This window comes from Rhizobium sp. P2_G2 (genome assembly GCF_056403555.1).
In genome coordinates this window covers 89053-110979 of the sequence record NZ_JBFUFF010000013.1, presented here as the reverse complement: position 1 = coordinate 110979, position 21927 = coordinate 89053, and the positions used below count along the sequence as shown (strand labels likewise).

The following is a 21927-nucleotide window of genomic DNA, read 5'->3' as shown; positions in this document are numbered from 1 at the left end:
CGTCTCCATCTCTACCCGGCCATGTAGCGAATTGTTGTCGCCGATTCAAGGAATGGCCCTAATCGTTTTAGCCGGACGATTTGGGGAAAATTGCGGCGGTTCTCCTACTCGCCGTCGCTGCCGAGCAATTCGCCCGGCCGGTCGTCCTCCGCCCCCTCGCGGCGCGCCCGCGCCTGGAGCTTGCGGCGGGCAAGATTGGCGCGCAGCTCCAGTTTCAGCCGCTCGGCGCGTTTGTCGGCGGCTGTCTTTCTCTCTGGTTTTTCCGGCTTATCCTCGGCCATGGCTTTTCATAGCGCAAAATTCGGGCGCGGCAAACCAAAGTCGAGAGGAAGCGTTGAAGAGGGTGGAGGAACGACCATGGTCTTTATCGGCACGGCCGCGTGGAGCATTGCGAAATCGGCGGCGAAGCGGTTTCCACAAAACGGTTCGTCACTGCATCGCTATGCGAATGTACTGGATGGGGTCGAGGTCAATTCGTCGTTCTACCGGCGCCACAGACCGGAGACCTGGCAGCGCTGGGCCGATAGCGTGCCCGACCGGTTCCGGTTTGCTGTGAAGATGCCGAAACGGATCACGCATGAACTGCGCCTTAGCAGCGCTGAAGCGGACACGGACCTGTTTCTCGCCGACATCCGTCCGCTGGACGAGAAGCTCGGACCAATCCTCATGCAATTGCCGCCGAAACTGGTATTCGAGTCCGCAGTCGTCGAAGCTTTCCTGACGCACCTGCGTTCCGCTTTTGCCGGCTGCATCGTCATCGAACCACGACATCGGAGTTGGAGCTCGCCGGAGGCAACCATACTGTTGTCAGTGAACGATGTGATGCGCGTGACGCCGGATCCGCCAGTGATCGCCGTTGAGACGCCGGCGGACCGAACGGGTTTCCTTTATCTCCGGCTGCATGGTTCGCCAAAAGTCTACTATTCCTCCTATAGCGATGAAGATATCGCGCGCTATCGCCGACAGCTGGACCGGGCCTCACCCGACAGCTGGTGCATTTTCGACAATACCGCTTCCGGAGCCGCCTTGCCCAATGCGCTGACCATGCTCGACCAGTGCCGGCACAAATGAAAACGCGCCCGGCGGACGGGCGCGTTTTCATTGTCCCTAAGCTCCTTGAACGGAAACTTAGAATTTGTAGCCGATGCCGAGGATGACTTCGTGCTGCTGCGGGTTGAAGTTCACGCTCTTGATATCCTTGCCGCCGAAATCGTTGAAGCGATACTCCGCACGGGCAAACATGTTGTCGGTGAACTTGTAGTCGACGCCGAGACCCAGCGTATAACCATTGAGCGTCTTGGTGCCCTTGCTGGTCGGGCCTGCCAGATCGACATAGCCACGGGTGACCGTCCAGCCACCGGCTGCGTAAAGCAGGGCATTGTCCATTGCATAACCGACGCGGGCGCGAACCGAACCCTGCCAGTCGGTACCGTAGTCGGTGCGGGAGGTCGTGGCCTTGTTCCAGTTGTAGCTGAAGTCGCCTTCCGCGCCGAGCACCAGATTGTTGTCGAACTGGTAGTTATAGCCGGCGAAGGTGCCCAGCAGACCGCCGAATTCGGTGTGCTTAGCCGTTGCCCCGTTGAAGTCGAGATGGCTGTTCAGCCACTCGGCACCGCCCATGACGCCGATATAGGGACCATCCCAACCGGCCGGCACGGCAACTTGCGCAGGCTCAGGCGCCGCCGGCACTGCATCGATCGCATCTGCAGCAAAAGCCGCCGGCGCGATGGACGCGAGCACGGCGGAGAGCAGAAGTGCCTTCTTCATTTTCATTCTCCTTCAACATTCGCCCGGGCAAACACCCACGGGCTGATGCAGTGGTCTGCTTCACGCGAACGAAGCGGCAGCCCGATCGGCGCAGATCACATCACTCACATGGGGATGCTCCCCAATGCCTCAAACAGCTAGGCGCGCTTTGTGTTCCAAATAAGCTAATAAAATGGATGCGAATATTTGGCGCAGGTAGAAATTATCCCTTCTTCATCAATGGCTTACAGAAGGCACTGTGATTGTGAATGGCTGACCTGCAGAGATAGCATCCGTGGATGTGGCGGTTTTGTGAACTGCCACGATATAGCCCGAATTGATGCTGGCACCGAAGGCACGGGAGATTGAAAAGCTCCTCCTGTGGTTTGAATTTGCAATGCAAATCTATCACCGCGCGAGCGGAACAATATCCCGTAGCCGGTCTTTTACCGCCATGACGATCATCGAGATCTGGAGCAAGGGACATGGACGCGAACAATGAAAAGGAGACGAGGCAGCGTGCACACGCAGCCGAAGATGCACTTCTCATCCTGATCGACCGGCTGGCCATGCGTGGCGTGATCTCCGTCGACGAAGGCATAGACATACTACAGGTGCTGTCGCGCGGTGGCGATCAGTCGGCGGCCCGCATTTCGCAATCGCTCAACCTGTTGAGCCAGCTCCGCCGCCTCAGGCAGGGCAACGGCTCGACCGCCCCCGGTGCGCCCGCGAACGGCCCATTGCTCGGTTGAGGAGGGTGACAATGGCAGAGAAAACGGACAAAACCGAGACAGGCGGCGAGCCGCCGGAACCTGACACGGTGACGGACAAAAAGGCGAAGCAGGCCGTCGAAGGCGGCGGCCGCGCCAAGGGCAAGAGTGATGCCGAGCATGTGAAGGCGGCGGTGACCGACCTGGACAATGGTCTCTCGGTCAAGAAATAATTGCGGCGCACCAAAACCTCTCGCCGCGATCCCGGTTCCGGTCGTGGGTTCGCGAAATCTCCTGCGCCTCCCATCGAGCTCAGCGCCCCCTTCCTGCTGCACCCTGATCCAGGTCTGCACAGGCGATTGACATCTGCCAATTGCTTCCACGAAAATGGCACGGCGGCTTGCATCGCCCCGACACGCGCGCTGCATGCGGACGGCATTTCCTGTCCATATCGCCATGATCCGACATTTCCTCCTATACAGGTGCAAATTTTTGGTTATCGTAGGAGTTGAAGCAGGCGGACCGCTCCGGGGCCTGTCGCGTTGGAACGATGAGCCGAGGTAGAAAATGTCAGTCAAATCTCCCAATCCCATCGATGTCTTCGTCGGCGCACGCGTGCGGCTGCAGCGACAGGTCTTGGGCATGAGCCAGGGAACCCTGGCCGGTGCCCTCGGCATCACATTCCAGCAGATCCAGAAATATGAGAAGGGCACCAACCGCATCGGCGCCAGCCGGCTGCAGGAGATTGCCAATGTCCTCGGCGTTCCCGTCAGCTTCTTCTTCCGCGACGGTGACGACCTGCCGGCGACCACGACCGGCATCGGCGTCCCCACGGCGGAAGCCAACAGTGTCATGCAATATCTTTCCACTGCCGACGGGCTGAAGCTCAACCAGGCATTCGTGCGGATCAAGGATCCGCAGATCCGCAAATCGATCATCACTTTCGTCGAATCGCTGGCTGGTGGCGGCAGACATATGCTGGGCGAAGCAGCCAAATTGTCGAAACCGCTTTTTGTGTAGCCCCCATACCGCCGTGGACGACCATGGCGGTCCTCCGGAGCATTCCTTGATCTTTCGGGTGGTGACGTTCGGTGATCTCAGGCTCACCGATTCCGTGAGCGCGACAGTGCCCTACCCGGAAAAGGCGCTGATTGCGATCTGTTACCTGCTCGCCGCCAAAGGGTTCGAGCGCACACGCAGCGACGTCGCGCAATTCCTCTGGGGGAGCGCCGACAGCCGCAGCGCCATGGGTAATCTCCTGACACTCCTGTCTCGCGTCAAGAACCGGCAGGCCGAGATCGGCACACAACTGATCATCGCGCGCGACCTGACCATCGCGATCGATCCCGCGCTCGTCGAGGGTGATTTCGTCCTCCTCGGCCAGGACATGCCAAACACCGAGGCACTCCTCAAAACCTTCTTGCAGCAGTGCCATGGCATCTTCCTCGCCGATGCCGACGATCTCTCCGAACGGGGCCGCGACTGGATCACGGCGCAACGGGAAAGCCTGGCCGACCGCATTTCGCACACGCTGGATGAGATGAGCGACAGTGATCTCGGCGTGCACCACATGCTCGTCCAGGAAAGCGCCTACCGGCTCATGCAGATCGAGCCGCAGCGCGAAGCGGCCTACCGCGCGCTGATGCGAATCCATCTTGTCGGCGGCCATCCCAATGCGGCGCGGGCAACGCTCGAACGGCTCAAGGATCGGCTCAAGCAGGATGTCGGCGCCGCGCCCGAGCGGTCGACTCTTGCCCTGCTGCCGGCGATCGCGACCGTCGAACCGCAGCCCAGGGTGACAGGGAGCCGTGAGGAAGGCGGCGGTGCCGACGCCGGATATCGCAGACATCTGCCGCGGGTTGCCCTGCTTCGTCCCACGGACATCGCCGGGGCAAGCCTCGTGCCGGGCCTTATCGAGGATGTCACACTCGGGCTCTGCAGCTTCAAGACCATTGCCATGATTGCGCCGCACACGGCCGACCGGATCGCCATAGCCACCGATCGCGCGGCCGCCTATGAGCAACACACGATCCGCTATGCGCTCGATACGCGGGTTCGGACCCAGGACGGCCACGAAAGCATCTTTGCCCAGCTGGTCGACATCCGCAACGATTCGGTCATCTGGGCCGATCGCTTCGACGCCGGCGTCGCCTCCATGCCCCGCCAATATCGTGCGATGGCAAGCCGTATCATCGCCTCGGTGACATCAGGCATCGAAGAGATGGAAATCGAACGGCTCGGCTGCGAGCAGCATCCCAATGCCTATCAGTATTACCTGATGGGCCAGCGCTTCCTCAAGCGCATCGACCTGCCCGACATCCGCCGCGCCCGCAAGGCCTTCCGCCAGGCGATGAAGGAGGACCGGCGGTTTTCGGCAGCCCTTGCTGGGCTTGCTCGGGCCGATCATTTGGAATGGCTGCTCACCGCAAGGGGCGATGTCGCGCTGCTCAAGTCATCGGAGTTTTTTGCGCGGGATGCCATTCGCGTGCAAGACGGCAGCCCCGGCGGCTATCGGGAACTCGGCGTTGCAAAGCTCTATCAACACCAGTTCGACGAAAGCATCGAGGCGTTCGAAAAGGCCGAGGCCGCCTCACCTTGCCATGCCGACATGATCGCCGACTATGCCGACACCCTCGTGCACGCGTCCGACCCGGTGCGTGGGCTGGCGAAGATCGAAAGCGCGTTGGAGCTCAATCCTTTGGCGCCGGATGTCTACTATTGGACGGCGGCGGGCGCGAACTATTGCCTGGAACGCTATGAGACGGCACTCGACCGTCTCGGCCAGATGGAGGAGCAAGGTCCGGCTTCCAGGGTCGCCGCCGCGTGTTGGGGCATGCTCGGCGATCGCAAAAAGGCACAATTTTACCGACGCAAGGCGCTGGCGATCCATCCCGACTTCAACATCGAGACATGGCTGTCGATCATGCCGGTCAGGGAACAATGGCAGAAGGAGCAATACCGGGAAGGATTGCGCAAGGCGGGATTTGCGTGATCGTTTGCTTGGGATGTCAGCTGTTCTCAAACCGGAAGCGATCAACCCAAAGAAATGAGGCGCAAGAGCGCCTCCATCAGTGATAGAAGATAACAAAAGACCAGTTCTTTTTAACAATCGTCAAGTGAATGGCAAATCTCGTGCACTTCTTCGTCTGATAAATTGCTGCAACTTGGTTGCATCAACCAACACAACCCTCCGAAGAACGACCGTGTAACGCTCGTGTAACGCCCGATGTCTTAGTTTTTGTAAGGCAATCACAATTGTAGCGATTGCGCGTTCAAGGGGGCTTTGATGACAAAACAGATATCGACCGTGAGCAGCACGGAGTTCGAAAAGGAATTGGCTGCATTGGCAAGGATGGTCACGCATGCGCGCCAGACCGCACAGGACCTGGGCACCACCATGCCGACATATTGCCTGGATGTCGCCTTGGCAGCCATCATCGAAGAGATGGAGATGCACGGTGTCGACTTGCGCAAGGGCGAGATGAAAACGGATACCGGTATCACGGCACATTACAATTAAGCAGCATAGTGACCGGGTGCAGTAGGGGGCATCCGATCGTCAATATGTCGCCCGACCGCCCGACAGGTCGAAAACCGCCGCCGTCGTGAAGCTGTTTTCCTTCGACACCAGCCAGGCCACCATGGCGGCGGCCTCATCGACCTCCAGGAAGCGGCCGCGGGGAATGCGCGAGCGCATATATTCGATGAACTCTTCCGACAGCGTGTCGAGGATGCGGGTCTGGGCGGTTGCCGGCGTGATGCAGTTCACCGCGATGTCAAAGCCGGCCAATTCCTTGCCGAGCGACTTGGTGAGCCCGATCACCGCGGCCTTCGACGCTGAATAGGCCGAGGCGTTGGGATTGCCTTCCTTGCCGGCGATCGAGGCAATATTGACGATGCGGCCGTAATTTCGCTCCTTCATCCCCGGCACCACGGCACGGTTGCAGTAAAAAGTGCCGTTGAGATTGATGTCGATGATCTGTTTCCAGAGCGCGATGTCATAATTGTCGAGCGAAGCGGTGGCGCCGGCAATGCCTGCGGAATTGACCAGGATCGACACCGGCGCGGCGATCTCCTCGGTCCTGCGGCGCGCCGCTTCGACCTGCTCCCAATCCGTCACGTCGACGACGAGGCTGGTCGTCTGTGCGCCGAGGCTTTGCTTTGCCGTTTCCAGCAGATCGGCATTGACATCCCAGAGCGTGGCCGTAGCGCCCGAGGCGACAAAGCGCCTGGCCATGGCAAAACCCAGTCCCTGTGCGCCGCCGGTGACCACGGCGTGCTGGCCGGAGAGATCGATGCTGTTCATGCGTCCTCCAAATTCCGTTCGATCCGTCGAAGCGGCTATGCCATGTAGAACATCTTCTCCAGCGGCCGCTGCAGCGGTGTGTTCTGCGCGTCGGTCGCCATCACATCGGCCATATAGTCCCACCAGCGGCGCATGATCGCCTCCTGCGGCAGGCGATCCATCATATGGTCGGCCGGGCGCTTGAGAACGGCGAAAAGATGATTGGTTTCCTCGTCCAGCCAGATCGAATAGTCGGATATGCCGGCCTCTTTCAAAAGCGCCGAAAGCTCCGGCCAGATCTCGTGATGGCGGCGCTTGTACTCCGCCTTCATTCCGGGATTGAGGTTCATCCGGAAGGCAATGGTCTCAAGATCTGCAGATGACAACAGCTCCTCCCTGGTCTGGTACAATCGATCTTGCGGTACGTCCATCAGGATTCTCCGCTGCGCCACAGCTAGAACCTTTCCCGCCACCGATCAAGCCGCATGCAGGTAACAACAGTCCGGCAGTATTATCAAGAAGATAGGATTGGCGCCGGGTTTCGCCCGCAAGCGCCTTGTCACACCCTCTTGCAGATAATAAGAAGCCGTGCTTTTAATCGGTTTAAGCGGCCAGGCCGTGCGCTCGGGGGGAGTGTTCATATGCAGACTACGCGTCATATTTTATCAATTTTCCTGATTGCCGCGCTATCGTGGCTTGTCCTGCCGCTGACCGCCGCCCAGGCGAGCAGCATGCCGCCCGAAACGGTGATGAAGAACTGGTATCGGCTGGTGCTCGAACTCGTCCGGCATACGCCGACCTATTCGCCACCGGTTGCCAGCCGTTCCTTCGCCTATTTCGGCATTACCACCTTCGAGGCGATCGCGACCGGCTCGAAGGACCTGAAATCGCTGGCCGGCCAAGTGCATGGCCTGACCGCAGTGCCTCAGCGCGAAGCCGGCAAGGCCTATGACGACAGCATCGTGCTCAACGCCGCACTGGCGGATGCCGCACAGAATTTCTTCACCCATACCGGCCCGACCGGCCAGCGAGCGCTGGCCGCCATGCAGAAGAAGATGCATGACAAGGTCAGCGCCGGCGTGCCGACCGACGTGGTCGCCCGCAGCGAGGCGCATGGCAAGGCGATTGCCGACCATATCCTCGCCTGGTCGATGGCTGATGGCGGTGCCGATATTCAAAATATGGGCTTCCCGTTGAGCTACAAGCTGACGCCCGGCCCGGCGCATTGGGTGCCGACCAGTACGATCGCGCAGCAACAGCTGCCGCTCTTGCCCGACTGGGGCAAGAACCGCACTTTCGCCATGCCGACGGGGGCGACCTGCCCGCTGCCACCGCCGCTCGCCTATAGCGAAGACAAGAATTCCGAATTCTACAAGGAAGCCAAGGAAGTCTACGACACCGTCAACACCTCGACGCCGGAGCAGCGCGCCATCGCCCGCTTCTGGTCGGACGATCCGATGTTGTCGCCGACGCCGCCGGGCCACTGGATCTCGATTGCCATGCAGGCGTTCGAGCATGACCATGCCGATATCGAGAAAATGGTCGAGACCCAGGCGCTGCTCGGCATCGCCGTCGCCGACGGCTTCATCGGCTGCTGGGATGCAAAATTCAAATATGATCTCGTCAGGCCGATCACCTATATCCGCCGGACCATGGACAAGAAGTGGGAGGCGATCCTGATCACCCCACCCTTCCCTGAATATCCGTCCGGCCATAGCTCCGCCTCTGCCGCGGCCGCCGTCGTGCTGTCAAAACTGTTCGGCGATCACTATGCCTTCGAGGACCATACGCACGAGGCCGATGGCCTGATCCCGCGGAAATATGCCAGCTTCTGGGATGCGGCGAAGGAAGCGGGCATTTCCCGTATGTATGGCGGCATCCATTTCCGTCACGCCATCGTGCTCGGCCTGGAGCAGGGCCGCTGCATCGGCGCCTATGCCGCCAAACTCCAGACGAGGAAATAATCATGCGCACGCTGTCTTTCGGACTTGCCCTGATCACCCTCGGTTTGGCCGGTGCGGCCCATGCGGCCGACGCCAAGCTCGCCATCCCGACCTTCGTCGAGGAGACGAAAAGCGCCGGCATCAATTCCATCTATGCCGGCGACTGGCAATACATGGTCGGCGGCGGCGTCGCCACGTTCGACTGCAATGGCGACGGCTTTCCCGACATGTTCCTCGCCGGCGGCGAGAAGCCGGGCACCTTCTACCGCAATGCCAGCAAGCGCGGCGGCGAACTGAAATTCGTCGCCGAGAAGAGCGGCCTCGAATTGGATGCCGTGACCGGCGCCTATCCGATGGATGTCGATGGCGACGGCATTACCGACGTTGTGCTGCTCAGGGTCGGCGAGAACGCCATCATGCGGGGCCTGGGCAGCTGCAAGTTCGAGAAGGCCAATGCCGCATGGAATTTCGACGGCGGCACTTCCTGGTCGACTTCGTTCTCGGCGACCTTCGAGAAGGGCAATAACTGGCCGACGCTGGCCGTCGGCACCTATGTCGACCGCAACGAGGACACCTATCCCTGGGGCACCTGCACCGACAACTGGCTGCTCCGACCAGACTCGGCGACCGCGCGAAAATTCGCCAAGCCCTATCCGCTGAAGCCAAGCTTCTGCCCGCTCTCCATGCTGTTCACCGACTGGAACCGTTCCGGCACGCCGAGCCTGCGCGTCTCCAACGACCGCGAATATTACAAAGGCGGCCAGGAGCAGATGTGGAAGATTCCGCCGGGCGGCAAACCGGAACTCTACAGCCAGGCGGAAGGCTGGAAATACCTGCGCATCTGGGGCATGGGCATTGCCAGCTACGACCTGAATTTCGACGGCTATCCGGAATATTTCCTGACCTCGATGGCCGACAACAAGCTTCAGTCGCTTGCCGACATTCCCAAGGACGGCAAGCCAAAGCCCACTTACGCCGATATCGGCTTCAAGAAGGGTGTCACCGCCTTCAGGCCCTATACCGGCGGCGACTGGCATCCGAGCACCGCCTGGCATGCAGAGTTCCAGGACGTCAACAATGACGGCCTCGCCGACCTGTTCGTCGCCAAGGGCAATGTGGCGAAGATGGAAGACTTCGCCATGAAGGACCCGAACAATCTGTTGCTGCAGAAGGCAGACGGCACATTCGTGGAGGTTGGCGACAAGGCGGGCATTGCCAGTATGAATGTCGCGCGCGGCGCTGCGGTGACCGACTTCAACCTCGATGGAAAGCTCGATCTCGTGGTCGTCAACCGCTGGGTCGATGCGCAGCTCTGGCGCAATACCAGCACCGATGCCGGCAACTGGATCCAGTTGCAGCTCGTCCAGCCCGGCCCCAACCGCGATGCGATCGGTGCCTGGGTGGAGGTGAAATGCATGGGCGTCACCATGCGCCGCGAAATCACCGTCGGCGGCGGGCACGCGAGCGGCGAGCTCGGCTGGCGGCATTTCGGCATCGACAAGCTCGCCAGGACCGAGGTCCGGGTGATCTGGCCGGACGGCAAGGCAGGCGAATGGCAGACGGTCGATGCCAACAAATTCTACGTGGTCGAGCGCGACAAGCCGGTGAAGGTGTGGCTGCCGAAGTGACGATGATCGGGCGGTTGCCGCGACTGTTGGATACATGCCGCGGTTCACAGGCGAATAGTTCAGCCTGAAAACCGGCTCGTCGCCCATTCGCTAATGCCGGCGGCGGCCGCCGACAACGCCGTGCCCCAGACGAGATCGGCGATGGTCAGCGTCGTCGACCAGTTCTTTAATGTCGCCTGGTTGGTGAGATCATAGGTGGCGTAGGCGAAGAAGCCGAAGGCGGCGCCATAGGCCATCGCGGTCGTCAGGCTGCCCGACTGCAGGCCCGGACGGACGGCGAAAAAGACGAGGCCGGCGACATAGACGAGATAGAACAGCGCGGCCGGCGCCGGCCGGAACTGCGGCGCCAGCATGTCGCCCATGACAGGCTTGTAGAGAAGGCCGGCCATGGTGCTCAGCCAGACGAAGTCGATTGCCGCGAAGGCGATCAAGGCGGCGGCATAAGCGGTGACATAGGACTTCATGGAGACTGCCCGCTCAGTTGATCTTCGTCCAGTTGACGCCTTTGCAAAGCAGGCCGCCAAGCACGCAGCCTGTCGTCGTCATGCTGTCACCGCTGACATCGAGCGACATCTTGTAGGTCATGTTGCGCTGCGGATCATAGGCGGACCCTTTGTAGTGGCCGTCCGTGACGGGGGCGATCGTCATCACCAGGACGTCACCCTTCTTTTCGCTCGGCGTACCCGGCTTGATCCAGGTATTGGTGGCGCAGATGTTGGCGCCGCATTTGGCAACCCTGACCCGCGCATTGCCATCACCGCGCGCCCATTGGCCGAAGGGCGTGACCGCATAGGCGGCTGAGGGCAGTGCGAGCGCAAGAACCATGATCGGCAATATTCTTCTCATCAGCTTTCTCCTCAATCGGTGTGCGTGATGACATAAAGCCCGACATCGATGGTCTGTTCCTCGAAGCCGGCCTCGCAATAGCAGAGATAATAATCCCAGAGCCGATAGAAGCGCTGGTCGAAGCCAAGCGCCGCGATCGATGGCCATTGCGCCTTGAAACGGCTGCGCCATTCGGCGAGCGTGCGGGCGTAGGATTTGCCGAAGTGCTCGATATCGGAGAGCACCAACCCGGCTTTGCCGACCGCCTTTGCCAGGACCGTATCGGAGGGCAGGAAGCCACCGGGGAAAACATACTTCTGGATGAAATCCGTCTTCCGGCGATAGTCCTCGAACCGCTTGTCTTCGATCGAAATGATCTGCAGCACGGCACGACCACCCGGCTCGAGGCAGCGTTTCAGGGTATCGAAATAGGACGGCCAATAGGCCTCGCCGACCGCTTCGAACATTTCGATCGAGACGATACGATCGAATGAGCCCTCAAGGTCCCGATAATCCTGGAGGCGGAGATCGATCCGCTCAGCCTTGCCGCTGTCATAGGCAGCCGCTTTCGCCCAGCTGAGCTGCGAAGGCGAAAGCGTGATGCCGGTGACCTTCGCATCTGCCTCGGTTGCGAGGTCAGCCGCAAGCGCGCCCCAGCCGCAGCCGATTTCGAGCACGGTTTCGCCGCCGGCGAGAGCGAGTTTCTCGCGCACCCTTTCGAGCTTCAGCGCCTGTGCGGCCTCGAGAGTGGGCGTCGTCGCGTCCCAGATTGCGGACGAATACAGCATGGAAGGGCCGAGCCACTGCTTGTAGAAATCGTTGCCGAGATCGTAATGCGCCTCGATATTGCGGCGGCTGCCGCGGCGGGTATTGGCATGGAACAGGTGACCGAGGCGGTTGAGGATCCGGCCAAACGGCGAGCCCTCGATCGCTGACGCGAGAACCTCGGTGTTGCGGGCGGCGAAGCGGATCAGAGCGGTCAGATCGGGCGTCGTCCAGTCACCCTCGATAAAACCTTCGGCAAAGCCGATATCGCCGCCGATCACCAGCCGGCGCAGCATGCGCCAACGATGCATGACGATCACCGCTTCCGGGCCGGGCTCAGTGCCGGTCTTGTCGATCACGGCGCCGGAGGGAAGCGTCACGCGCAGGCGACCATAGCGCAGACCGGCAAGCAGGCGACCGATCATGCGGACGCCAAAACCGCCGCTGCGGCTCTCGGTTTCCATCGCAGCCGGTGAAAAATCGTCGAGCTGACTCATCGCGCTTGGCTTCCCCCGATTTCGGAAATTGGAACAACAGAAACAGGCTCCGCAGGCGGAGCGGGGCGACCACGCAGCCGAACGCCCTTGAGCCAGAGCTTCAGCGCCTCCCAATGGATCCCCCCGATCACGCGCGCGGTAAGAAAAGGTATCGTGAAAAATGCCTTAAGCAAAGCGGAATCAGTCAGTTCGGTGCGGCGTGCAAGATGCCGCGCTGTGAGCAGCAAGCCCTGATCATCAAAGACATCGATGCGGATCGACAGCCGCTCGCCGGGCGGCGAGACGGTGAACAGATAATGGAGCTGCATATCCATGAAAGGCGAAACATAGAAGGCTTTGTCGCAGTCTTGGACGATCTCGCCGGTCTGCCCCGGCGCAACCGGGATCATATAGGCGTGACGCTGGCCAAATGTGTTGTCGACCTCCCAGAGAATGGCGGCGAGTTCGCCGCTCTTGCAGTAGCAGAAGAAGGTGCTGAGCGGATTGAAAGCCCAGCCGAGCAGGCGCGGCATGGTGAGCAGGCGGATCGGGCCGCCATCCGCTGCGATTCCGGCGGCGTGCATGGCCTGCTCCACCTGACCCCGAAGATTCACGCCGGACCGCTCGCCGCGATCGCGGCGGTAAAAGGAGAACAGGTTGAAGCGGTCGACCGAGAACCAGCGCAGACGCCGGCCGAGATCGTCCAGTTCGTCCAGGTCGAGAAGCAGCGAATAGATGCGATAGGAAAGCTTGTGCACCTTCGGCCGCGCGCGCGCATGCGTCACATGCCCTGGAAACAGCGCCGATGCCAGAGCGTCGCTCATGCGAGCGCCTCCGTGCCGGCCGGATAGACGACCGGCTTGCGGACGATGCGGGCATTCTCCGCCGCAACCTGCCAGGGCCGGCTGAGGCCGCCCAGGTCCTCGGCGACCGCCAGCCCCGCCTGCAGCCCATCCTCATGGAAGCCCGAGCCGAAATGGGCGCCGCAGAACCAGGTGTTGCGGCGGCCCTGCAGCGACCAGAGTTCGTGCTGCGCCCGCTCGGTGGCGAGGTCGAAGATCGGATGCTCGTAGATTTGGCGGCGGATCACCGTTTCCTCCGATGGAGCCCGGCAAGGATTGAGCGTCACGAAAGTCGGCGGCGCCGAGCCCAGCGGCTGCAATCTGTTCATCCAATAGGTCACCGAGGGCTGGCAGAAGCCCGCCGCGCCGTCGTGCAGATAGTTCCAGCTCGACCAAGCGGCGCGGCGCTTCGGCATCAGCCTTCTGTCACTGTGCAGGATGGCTTCGTTGCGTGAATAGCGGAAGGCACCGAGGACACGGTGTTCCTCTTCTGTCGCGTCTTTCAACATGCGCAGCGCCTGGTCGGCGTGGGTGGCAATGACGACATCGTCGAAACTCCTGATCATGCCGTGCGCATCGGTGATTTCGACGCAATCCATACCGCGGCGGACCGCCTGGATCGGGGTGGATGTGTGGATGCGATCGGCGAAACGCGCCGTGAGGCGGCTCACATATTGCCGGCTGCCGCCGCGCACCGTGCGCCAGAGCGGCCGGTTCCACAGATTGAGCAGGCCATGATTGCCGCAGAAGCGCACGAAATTGGCGGCCGGATAGTCACCCACCTGCATGGCCGGCGTCGACCAGATCGCCGCCGCCATCGGATAGAGATGATCGTCGCGGAAGGCGCGGCCATAGCCGTTATGCGCGAGATATTCATCAAGTGACAGGTCGCCCATGACCGGCAGGTCGCGTGGCGCATTGCGATAGAAGCGCAAGACGTCGCGCATCAAAGACCAGAAGCGCGGATTGGCGAGGTTGGAGGCCTGCGCCAGAAGGCCGAAGCCGGTGCCGCCGGAATATTCGAAAGCGCCGTCGCCCATCGACACCGAAAACGACATGCTGGACGCCGCCGTCGGCACATCGAGTGTACGAAACAATGCTGTCAGATTGGGATAGGTCATCTCGTTATAGACGATGAAGCCGGTGTCGACGGCGATCCGGCCCGCCGGGCTGTCGAACTCCACGGTGTTGCTGTGGCCACCGACGCGGTCAGCGGCTTCGAACACTGTGACATCGTGACGTTCGGAGAGGAGCCATGCCGCCGACAGTCCGGAAATGCCGGTGCCGATCACGGCGATATTCAGCGGACGGCTGCCCCCAAGCCGGTCATGATAGCCCATGCTCCACTCCCATTTTTCGCGGAGCTGCAGATGTTTATTGCTCCTGTCGATGCATACGGACAGGGTGCGCACTTGGTTTCACCGAGACAGTAAAAAGTTTCCTATATTTATTTTTGCGGCGGTAGAACTGTATGCGCCAATGCCGCGTAGCAATGTCAGCGCAATCGAAACGGAGCCGCCGTGAGCATCCTCGTCCTGATCAGCTTCGCGATCGGTCTCAGTCTGGCAATGGCACTGGCCTGGGCGATCCAGCGCCTGACAGGGATGAGCGGCTGGATCGACACGCTCTGGTCCTTTGCCGTCGGCGCCGGCGGCGTGGTGGCGGCATTGCTGGGCGAAGGCGACCATCAGCGGCGTATGGTCATCCTGGTGCTTGTCATCCTCTGGTCCGGACGGCTCGGCAGCCATATCGGCATCCGCACGCGCGGCGGCGGCGAAGACCCACGCTATGCCGACCTGATCAAGCAATGGGGTGCCGCCGCAGCTATCAGGCTTTTCCTGTTCCTGCAGGTGCAGGCTGCGGCTTCCTTCGTGCTGGTGCTGGCGGTCTATTGCGCGGCGAGCAATCCGGCACCATTTGCGACCGGGTTCGACCTGCTGGCAATGATTGTCGGGGCTGGCGCGCTGATCGGCGAGGCAATCGCCGACCGGCAGCTCGCTCGCTTCCGCCGCAGCGCCCAGGGCAAGGTCGGCGTCTGCGAAATCGGCCTCTGGGCCTATTCCCGCCATCCCAACTATTTCTTCGAATGGCTGTTCTGGTGCGTGTGGCCGCTCTTGGCCATCAGCAGCCAGTTCCTCTGGGGCTGGCTCACGCTGCTTGCGCCCCTCCAGATGTACGGGCTGCTGGTCTATGGCTCGGGCATTCCGCCACTTGAAAAGCACATGCTCGAAACGCGCGGTGACCGGTTCCGCTCGCTGCAGCGGCGGGTCAACGCATTTTTTCCAGGGCCGCGACGTTCCGGCGTCGTCAAGAAGAGGGGGACTGGCCGATGAACATGCTGGCTTTCGCAATCAATGCCGCCGAGCGCACGCCGATGCCGGATAGCCTGACACTGGCCGGCATAGATTTCCTGTGCGGGCGAACGAAACGCCGGCTGGAAGAGGTGCCGGAGACGGCGGAGGCAGCTTTCGTGCTCGGCATGCAAGACTATCCGGTCGCCACCCATACCGACGATGCCAATGCGCAGCATTACGAACTGCCGCCGGAATTTTTCGCGGCGATCCTGGGGCCGCAGCGCAAATATTCCTGCTGCTTCTATGCTACGGACGCAACGTCGCTCGCCGAGGCGGAAAATATCGCGCTCGCGGAAACCACGCGACACGCGCAGCTCAGCGACGGCCAGACGATCCTCGAACTCGGCTGCGGCTGGGGTTCGCTGTCGCTCTACATGGCCGAGCGTTTTCCGCATGCGCGCATCACCGCCGTGTCCAACTCGGCCTCGCAACGGGCTCACATCGAGGAACAGGCACATCTGCGCGGCCTGGCCAATCTCAAGATCATGACCGCCGACATGAACACGTTCTCGACCGACGAGCGGCATGACCGCGTGGTCTCGGTCGAAATGTTCGAGCATATGTCGAACTGGCGGCTGTTGCTCGAACGGGCGCACGGCTGGCTGAAAGATGACGGCAAACTGTTCCTGCACGTCTTCACCCATCGCAACCGCTCCTATCGTTTCGACCACAAGGATCAAAGCGACTGGATCGCGCAGCATTTCTTCACCGGCGGCATCATGCCGGCGCATGACCTGCCCAGCCGGTTTCCAGACCTGTTTGCCGTCGAAAGCGAATGGCGCTGGTCCGGCGTCAATTACCGCCGCACGGCGCTGGACTGGCTGGAGAATTTGGACAGGGAGAGTGAACGCGTCGATGCGATCCTGAAACAGGTCTATGGCAGCGACGCAAGCCTCTGGCGCCGACGCTGGCGGCTGTTCTTCCTAGCCACTGCCGGGCTCTTCGGCCATGACCATGGCGAGATCTGGGGTGTCGGTCATTATCTATTGGCGCCGGCAGGGGCGGCGGAGTGACATGGCTGCCACGCCTCGGCCGACCGATCCGCTGACAGCCGCCTCCGTGACTGTGGCGTGGGTGATCCTGCTCAACAAGCCGTTCTACCCGGTCTATATCTGGTGGCTGGTCGGCAGCGGGGTGGCGGCTTCGTTGTGGACGCTGTTGGCGATGCCGGCTTTCGCGGCCATCGTGCTCCTGGCCCCGCGCTATCCGCTTGTCGCGCGCGCCGGCGTGCCGGTCGTCGGCACGATCGATACCGTGCTGGCGACGAAACTGTTCGGCCCGAGCGCGGCAACGGAATTGTTTTTCGCGCCCTGCATGATGCTGGCCGCCTTGTCCTTTCATGCCGGGGAAAAATGGTGGCAGCGCGGGTTGATCGCCTTCATCTTTGTCGTCTTCGCAGTCAGCCATGGCAGGTTGGGCCTGCCGTTGCATGTCTGGAGCGACGCCGACCTTGCGACGCTTCTCAATCTCAATGCCTTCGCCGTCGCCAGCCTCATGGCCTTCATCGCCCTGCGCTGGCCGGCGGCGCGGCGATGAAATTCTGAACCAGCCTATTTCGCGGCAGGCGAATTAGTTTTATAGACATACCATTATGTCCATCGCAGCAGAGCCATCCGAAACGCGGTCCACACCCGTCAGCCCCAGATTCATCGCCCTCGTCGTCGCCCTCTCCTTCTTCATGCAGCTTCTGGATTCGACCATCGTGGTCACCTCGCTGCCGCAGATGGCGAGGTCGTTCGGTATTCAGCCGGTGGCAATGAGCGTCGGTATCACCGTGTTCATGCTGACGCTTGCCGCCTTCATTCCGGTGTCCGGCTGGCTGGGCGACCGGTTCGGGGCGCGCAATGTCTTCCTGGTGTCGAACGGCATCTTCACCATCGCTTCGCTGTTCTGCGGCCTCTCCGGCACGCTGACCATGTTCATCATTGCCCGCGCCTTCCAGGGGCTCGGCAGCGCGCTGATGAATCCGATCGGCCGCGTCATCGTCATCCGCAGCGCACCGAAATCGGAACTGGTTAGCGCCGTGGCGATGATCACCTGGCCGGTGCTGATCGCACCGGTGCTTGGCCCGGTGATCGGCAGTTTCATCACCACCTATTTCAGCTGGCACTGGAATTTCCTGATCAATGTCCCGATCGGCATTGTCAGTCTGGTCCTCAGTTGGCTGTACATTCCGGACGAGAAGGCGGACAGTGTCGGCCGGCTCGATATCATCGGCTTCATCCTGAGCGCACTCGGCATGACGCTGGTGCTTGCCGGCATCGAACTGTTTGTCGATGGCGCGGCGGCGGCACCCTATATTGTTCTATCGCTGGTGCTCGGCACTTTGTTTTCGGTGCTTTCCGTGCTGCATTTCCGCAGGGCGAAATCGCCGCTGCTCGATCTCACGACCTTCCGCGTCCAGAGCTTTGCCATTTCCACGCTTTCGGCCGGCACGGCGTTGCGCCTGTCGATCAACGCGACGCCATTCCTGATACCGCTGCTGTTCCAGGTCGGCTTCGGCATGAAGCCGATCGAGACCGGCGTCTATGTGCTGGTCTATTTCGCCGGCAATCTGGCGATGAAGACGGTGACGACGCCGGTGCTGCGGTATTTCGGGTTCCGCAGTGTGCTGACGGTCAACGGCATGATCGCGACCGGCATGATCGCGGCCTGCGCCGTGCTGTCGCCGTCGACACCGACGCTGATCACCTATGCGCTGCTGTTCATGGCCGGGCTGTCGCGCTCGATGCAGTTCACGGCGCTGACGACGATCGGCTTTGCCGATGTGCCGCATAGCCAGCAGAGTTCGGCCTCGACGCTGTCGAGCATGTTGCAGCAGGTCTCCATGCTGCTCGGCGTCGCCGTCGCCGCGGCTGTGCTCAATATCTCACGCATGGCCCATGGCCACGAGACGCTGACGCTTGTCGATTTTCGCTGGGCCTTTGCCATTGTCGGCGGGATCGGCATTGTCGCATCGCTGCGTTTCCTCACACTGCCGCGCGATGCCGGCGCGGAAGTGTCGGGGCATCGGCGCTTTGCCCGGTCAAGCTGAGACTTCCGCAATCGCCTGACGCACGAAGGCCGGCGATTGTGCCGCGGCCTGGGCGCAGGTGGTGGCATTCAACTGGCCGACGCGGATCGAATAGCCGCCCCGAGCATTGGCGACGGCGAACATCGACTCATCCGTCAGGTCGTCGCCGAGCGCCAGCGGCAGCCGATCGGTGAACGGCGCTTCGCTGAGAAAGCGCTCCAACGCATCGCCCTTGCTGGCGCGCGCCGGTCTAAGTTCATAGACGAATTTGCCGATCTGCAACGCCCAATGCGGGCCGGCGGCATGAGCATAATCATGCATCCGCTGGCCGAGCCGCTCCTCGAATTGCGGCGCCAGCCGATAGTGCGCGGCGACGGCGCCGCCCTTGTCCTCGATCAGCACGCCGGGCATGCTTTCCGCCTCGCGCATGAGCGCAAGCTTGAGCGCGGTGAACTCCGGCGATGGCGGCGCATGCAGTTCATATCCGTCTGGACCACGCATCTCCGCGCCGTGCAGGCCAGCAATGGGGAAACGGAACGGTTGGAACAGTTGATCGGCATAGTCCAGCGCGCGGCCGGTGACCAGCGCGACGGCGCCGCCGAGCTTTTGTGACAGCCGATCGATCTGGGCAGGCAGGGCTTCCGGCACGATGATGCTGTCGGGCGTCGCCGCCAGGTCCAGAAGCGTGCCGTCAATATCGAGGAACACCGCCCATTGGCCGGGCTGTTCGAGCGCGCGTTGCAGCGCCCGCTTGGTTGTATGATCGCTGCCGACTTCGACTGTCGCGCTATTGCCTGTCTCGACTGCCACGATTTTCGCCTCCAGTGACCGGTAATGAAACGCGCCCATGAAAGCGATGGTTCCTGCGCACGGCGCGGAACAGGCGAGGCGTGGCGCGCGTTTTCATCCGGGCGCCGGCGCTCGTGATCCGGCGAGAAGGAGCTCCCATGGCAAAAGCCAATGCTGCAAAGAAATCCGATGCGAAGAGCGGCGTGCCGCTGACGCATGGCGCCGCCGATCTGCCTTCCGTAACCGTCGATGATTATAATATCGAGTTGCGCGACAAGGACGGCTTCATCGGCGACAAGGCCAGCAAATCCGCCTTCCAAGCAAGGATCGACGAATGGCGCAAGCGGGTGAAGGCCGGCGGGGAAGATCCAATGGGCGACACACCGACACATGAACTGTCCAAGAAGCAGATCGACGCCATCATGAATGGTTCCGACAAGGAGGCGTCGGCGCTGATCATCACGGCTCTGGACGACTACGCCAGGGATCTCGCAAAAGTGCTGTCGCGCTACCTTGCCCGCGAAGACTGGAAGAAGACAGAGAAGATTGCGGTTGGCGGCGGCCTGAAGGAAAGCGCCGTCGGCGAAATGGCGATTGCCCGTGCCATGGTGCTGCTCAAGGCAGAGGGGCACAAGATCGAGCTCGTGCCGATCGCGCATCACCCCGACGATGCCGGCCTGATTGGCGCTACGCATCTCATGCCGTCCTGGATGTTGAAGGGCCACCAAGCCATCCTTGCCGTCGACATCGGCGGCACCAATATCCGGGCTGGTATCGTCAAGCTCGACATTGACGAGAGGCCTGATCTTTCCAAGGCCAGCGTCTGGAAGTCCGAAATCTGGCGGCACGCGGACGATTCGCCCARGCGTGGCGCGACGATCGAGCGCCTTTGCGAGATGATCCGCAAGCTCGTCGCCAAGGCAGAAAAAGCCGATATCGTGCCGGCGCCGGTGATCGGCGTCGCCTGCCCCGGCATCATCAAGCCGGACGGCTCGATCGATCGCGGTGGGCAGAACCTGCCCGGAGGCAATTGGGAGAGCGAGCATTTCAACCTGCCCGACGCGCTGACAAAGGGAATTCCTGATATTGCCGGCGAGCCGACCTTCGTCATCATGCACAACGATGCGGTGGTGCAGGGCCTGTCGCAGGTGCCCTTCATGCAGGATGTAAAGAGCTGGGGCGTGGTGACGATCGGGACGGGACTTGGAAATGCGCATTATACGAACAAGGGAGAGCGGAAGAAGGAGTAGCCGCAAGCTGTGCTACTCGGAAATTCCTTCACCGTCAGTCATGGCCTCATCGATGCGCCAAACAGGGAGTTCCTTAGTTCGCTCTCCTCAACTCACCTTTCAATATCGCGGAAAAGCGCGGATCGAAAGCACGACTGATTGGCTCGGCTGCGGCCCCCAGCGCCACCGACCAGGGGTCGGTCATGCCGAGTTGCAGGCGGGGCAGCGTCCGCTCGCGGCGCTCGGCATTGGACGGCAGCAGCGGCGCGATGGCCGCAATCAGCCGGCGCGCCAGTGGCGCCGGCGTGCCGCCGCAGAGTACGACCGTCTGCGGATCGAACACGGTTTCGATCATATGCACGCTCCAGCGCAGGTCAGTAGCCGCCTCGGTGATCCAGGCTTCCAGCCGAGGATCGTCGCGTTCGACCAGGAGCGATAGTTTGTCGCCGATCTGCGGATCGGCCGGATCGAGCGCGAGCTGCTGGTAGAGCGAAGCAAGCGAGGCACGGTGTTCGAGCGGCGTGGCGCCAGCCCCGGGCGACATCAGCGCCATGCCGATTTCGCCGGCATTGCCGTTGGCGCCGCGATAAAGCTCGCCACCGAGGATCAGGCCCGCGCCGATGCCGAAACCGAGATAGAGGCAGACGACGTGATCGAGGCCGTGGGCGGCACCGAGCATGCGTTCGGCCGTGGCGCAGGCGGCGGCGTCATTCTGCAGGTTGACGACGAGGCCGGTGCCGGCGGAGAGCGTCTGCACCAGCGGGAATTTCTGCCAGGCCGCCATCATCCAGGGATCGTCGTCGACGGCGTCCAGCCCGAACGGGCCGGGCATGGCAGCCCCCAGGCCCACCAGCCGCTCTTCCGATTGCGTCGACATGGCCGCCAGTTCGGCGCGGACATGGCCGATCTGGTCGAGAATGACGCGCACGCCATCCGATGGCCCGCTCAGCGGCAGGTTGGCTTCCGCCCGTGCAAGCACATTGCCGACGAGGTCGACGGCGATGGCGCGGGTCACGTAGCGGTCGATCTGCAGGCCGATGGCGAAGGCGCCCTCCGGAACAAGCCTATAGGGTGTAGAGGGCTGCCCCCTGCCCTTGCGGATCGTCTCGCCCGAAGTCACCAGCCCGTCGTGTTCTAGCTCTTCGATGATGTTGGAAACCGTCTGCTTGGTCAGCATGGTGGCGCGCGCCAGGTCGGCACGCGAGAGCGCACCGTTGACCCTGAGCGCGTCAATCATGACGCGCCGGTTATGGGCGCTTGTGCCTTCGTGATTGGTGCCGCTCTTGGCGCGGATCGGTCGGATGTCATTCATGCGCGATTAC

24 protein-coding genes are annotated in these 21927 nt (G+C 61.7%); 13 read left to right on the top strand and 11 right to left on the bottom strand.

The window, feature by feature from the left end:
* Positions 1-104: 104 nt before the first annotated feature.
* The gene (locus AC1D06_RS13135; protein ID WP_477986564.1) at positions 105-281 is read right to left on the bottom strand and encodes a hypothetical protein; all 177 of its coding nucleotides are present in this window, start codon (positions 279-281) and stop codon (positions 105-107) included.
* A 76-nt stretch (positions 282-357) separates the two neighbouring features.
* Here AC1D06_RS13135 and AC1D06_RS13130 point away from each other — a divergent pair, with 76 nt between their 5' ends.
* On the top strand, positions 358-1071 hold the full coding sequence (locus AC1D06_RS13130; RefSeq protein WP_477986563.1) for a DUF72 domain-containing protein: 714 nt from the start codon (positions 358-360) through the stop codon (positions 1069-1071).
* A gap of 57 nt (positions 1072-1128) precedes the next feature.
* Here the strand turns inward: AC1D06_RS13130 and AC1D06_RS13125 are convergent, their stop codons facing one another.
* The gene (locus AC1D06_RS13125; protein WP_477986562.1) at positions 1129-1767 is read right to left on the bottom strand and encodes an outer membrane protein; all 639 of its coding nucleotides are present in this window, start codon (positions 1765-1767) and stop codon (positions 1129-1131) included.
* Between the two features lie 464 nt (positions 1768-2231).
* Here AC1D06_RS13125 and AC1D06_RS13120 point away from each other — a divergent pair, with 464 nt between their 5' ends.
* The 5 genes from AC1D06_RS13120 to AC1D06_RS13100 all read left to right on the top strand — a co-directional run bounded on the left by AC1D06_RS13120 (position 2232) and on the right by AC1D06_RS13100 (position 5976).
* The gene (locus AC1D06_RS13120; protein WP_477986561.1) at positions 2232-2498 is read left to right on the top strand and encodes a hypothetical protein; all 267 of its coding nucleotides are present in this window, start codon (positions 2232-2234) and stop codon (positions 2496-2498) included.
* Between the two features lie 11 nt (positions 2499-2509).
* Positions 2510-2689 (top strand): hypothetical protein, encoded by a 180-nt coding sequence (locus AC1D06_RS13115; protein ID WP_477880836.1) that lies wholly within the window; start codon positions 2510-2512, stop codon positions 2687-2689.
* A 334-nt stretch (positions 2690-3023) separates the two neighbouring features.
* Complete coding sequence (locus AC1D06_RS13110) at positions 3024-3476, top strand: helix-turn-helix domain-containing protein (protein ID WP_477986560.1); 453 nt, start codon at positions 3024-3026, stop codon at positions 3474-3476.
* 46 nt (positions 3477-3522) lie between these two features.
* Entirely contained in the window at positions 3523-5448 is a 1926-nt protein-coding gene (locus AC1D06_RS13105) for a BTAD domain-containing putative transcriptional regulator (RefSeq protein ID WP_477986559.1), read from the top strand.
* 294 nt (positions 5449-5742) lie between these two features.
* Entirely contained in the window at positions 5743-5976 is a 234-nt protein-coding gene (locus tag AC1D06_RS13100; RefSeq protein WP_477880841.1) for a hypothetical protein, read from the top strand.
* Positions 5977-6015: 39 nt separating this feature from the next.
* On the opposite strand, the gene AC1D06_RS13095 is transcribed toward AC1D06_RS13100, so the two are convergent.
* Both AC1D06_RS13095 and rhaM read right to left on the bottom strand, forming a co-directional pair.
* Positions 6016-6762, bottom strand: a complete 747-nt coding sequence (locus AC1D06_RS13095; RefSeq protein WP_477880843.1) for an SDR family NAD(P)-dependent oxidoreductase — start codon at positions 6760-6762, stop codon at positions 6016-6018.
* A gap of 35 nt (positions 6763-6797) precedes the next feature.
* Positions 6798-7172: an L-rhamnose mutarotase gene (gene rhaM, locus AC1D06_RS13090; protein WP_477986558.1), complete on the bottom strand. Its 375-nt coding sequence runs from the start codon at positions 7170-7172 to the stop codon at positions 6798-6800.
* A 210-nt stretch (positions 7173-7382) separates the two neighbouring features.
* Here rhaM and AC1D06_RS13085 point away from each other — a divergent pair, with 210 nt between their 5' ends.
* Together AC1D06_RS13085 and AC1D06_RS13080 are read left to right on the top strand one after the other, a co-directional pair.
* Entirely contained in the window at positions 7383-8705 is a 1323-nt protein-coding gene (locus AC1D06_RS13085) for a vanadium-dependent haloperoxidase (RefSeq protein ID WP_477986557.1), read from the top strand.
* Between the two features lie 2 nt (positions 8706-8707).
* On the top strand, positions 8708-10312 hold the full coding sequence (locus AC1D06_RS13080) for a CRTAC1 family protein (protein ID WP_477986556.1): 1605 nt from the start codon (positions 8708-8710) through the stop codon (positions 10310-10312).
* 59 nt (positions 10313-10371) lie between these two features.
* On the opposite strand, the gene AC1D06_RS13075 is transcribed toward AC1D06_RS13080, so the two are convergent.
* Genes AC1D06_RS13075 through AC1D06_RS13055 form a run of 5 tightly spaced genes read right to left on the bottom strand, consistent with a single transcriptional unit; the run spans position 10372 to position 14560 of the window.
* The gene (locus AC1D06_RS13075) at positions 10372-10776 is read right to left on the bottom strand and encodes a DUF2177 family protein (RefSeq protein ID WP_477986555.1); all 405 of its coding nucleotides are present in this window, start codon (positions 10774-10776) and stop codon (positions 10372-10374) included.
* Between the two features lie 13 nt (positions 10777-10789).
* Complete coding sequence (locus tag AC1D06_RS13070) at positions 10790-11158, bottom strand: DUF2147 domain-containing protein (protein ID WP_477880849.1); 369 nt, start codon at positions 11156-11158, stop codon at positions 10790-10792.
* Between the two features lie 11 nt (positions 11159-11169).
* Positions 11170-12399 carry a class I SAM-dependent methyltransferase gene (locus AC1D06_RS13065; RefSeq protein ID WP_477986554.1) on the bottom strand — a complete coding sequence of 410 codons (1230 nt, stop codon included), beginning with the start codon at positions 12397-12399 and terminating at the stop codon, positions 11170-11172.
* Positions 12396-13202, bottom strand: coding sequence for a DUF1365 domain-containing protein (locus AC1D06_RS13060; protein WP_477986553.1), 807 nt, complete (start codon positions 13200-13202; stop codon positions 12396-12398). The genes AC1D06_RS13065 and AC1D06_RS13060 overlap by 4 nt, the downstream gene beginning before the upstream one ends.
* Positions 13199-14560 carry an NAD(P)/FAD-dependent oxidoreductase gene (locus tag AC1D06_RS13055; RefSeq protein ID WP_477986552.1) on the bottom strand — a complete coding sequence of 454 codons (1362 nt, stop codon included), beginning with the start codon at positions 14558-14560 and terminating at the stop codon, positions 13199-13201. The genes AC1D06_RS13060 and AC1D06_RS13055 overlap by 4 nt, the downstream gene beginning before the upstream one ends.
* A gap of 228 nt (positions 14561-14788) precedes the next feature.
* On the opposite strand from AC1D06_RS13055, the gene AC1D06_RS13050 reads away from it, so the two are divergent.
* The 4 genes from AC1D06_RS13050 to AC1D06_RS13035 are packed head-to-tail and all read left to right on the top strand — an operon-like array spanning position 14789 to position 18608.
* Entirely contained in the window at positions 14789-15553 is a 765-nt protein-coding gene (locus AC1D06_RS13050) for a DUF1295 domain-containing protein (protein ID WP_477986578.1), read from the top strand.
* Entirely contained in the window at positions 15550-16587 is a 1038-nt protein-coding gene (locus AC1D06_RS13045; RefSeq protein ID WP_477880857.1) for an SAM-dependent methyltransferase, read from the top strand. The genes AC1D06_RS13050 and AC1D06_RS13045 overlap by 4 nt, the downstream gene beginning before the upstream one ends.
* 1 nt (position 16588) lies before the next feature.
* A complete protein-coding gene (locus AC1D06_RS13040) occupies positions 16589-17110 on the top strand; it encodes a hypothetical protein (RefSeq protein ID WP_477986551.1) in 522 nt (173 codons plus the stop codon).
* Positions 17111-17165: 55 nt separating this feature from the next.
* Positions 17166-18608 (top strand): MFS transporter, encoded by a 1443-nt coding sequence (locus AC1D06_RS13035; protein WP_477986550.1) that lies wholly within the window; start codon positions 17166-17168, stop codon positions 18606-18608.
* On the opposite strand, the gene otsB is transcribed toward AC1D06_RS13035, so the two are convergent.
* A complete protein-coding gene (gene otsB / locus AC1D06_RS13030) occupies positions 18600-19397 on the bottom strand; it encodes a trehalose-phosphatase (protein WP_477986549.1) in 798 nt (265 codons plus the stop codon). The genes AC1D06_RS13035 and otsB overlap by 9 nt on opposite strands.
* 137 nt (positions 19398-19534) lie before the next feature.
* On the opposite strand from otsB, the gene AC1D06_RS13025 reads away from it, so the two are divergent.
* Positions 19535-20626 carry an ROK family protein gene (locus AC1D06_RS13025; protein ID WP_477986548.1) on the top strand — a complete coding sequence of 364 codons (1092 nt, stop codon included), beginning with the start codon at positions 19535-19537 and terminating at the stop codon, positions 20624-20626.
* A 73-nt stretch (positions 20627-20699) separates the two neighbouring features.
* On the opposite strand, the gene AC1D06_RS13020 is transcribed toward AC1D06_RS13025, so the two are convergent.
* Entirely contained in the window at positions 20700-21917 is a 1218-nt protein-coding gene (locus tag AC1D06_RS13020; protein ID WP_477986547.1) for an ROK family transcriptional regulator, read from the bottom strand.
* Between the last annotated feature and the right edge of the window lie 10 nt (positions 21918-21927).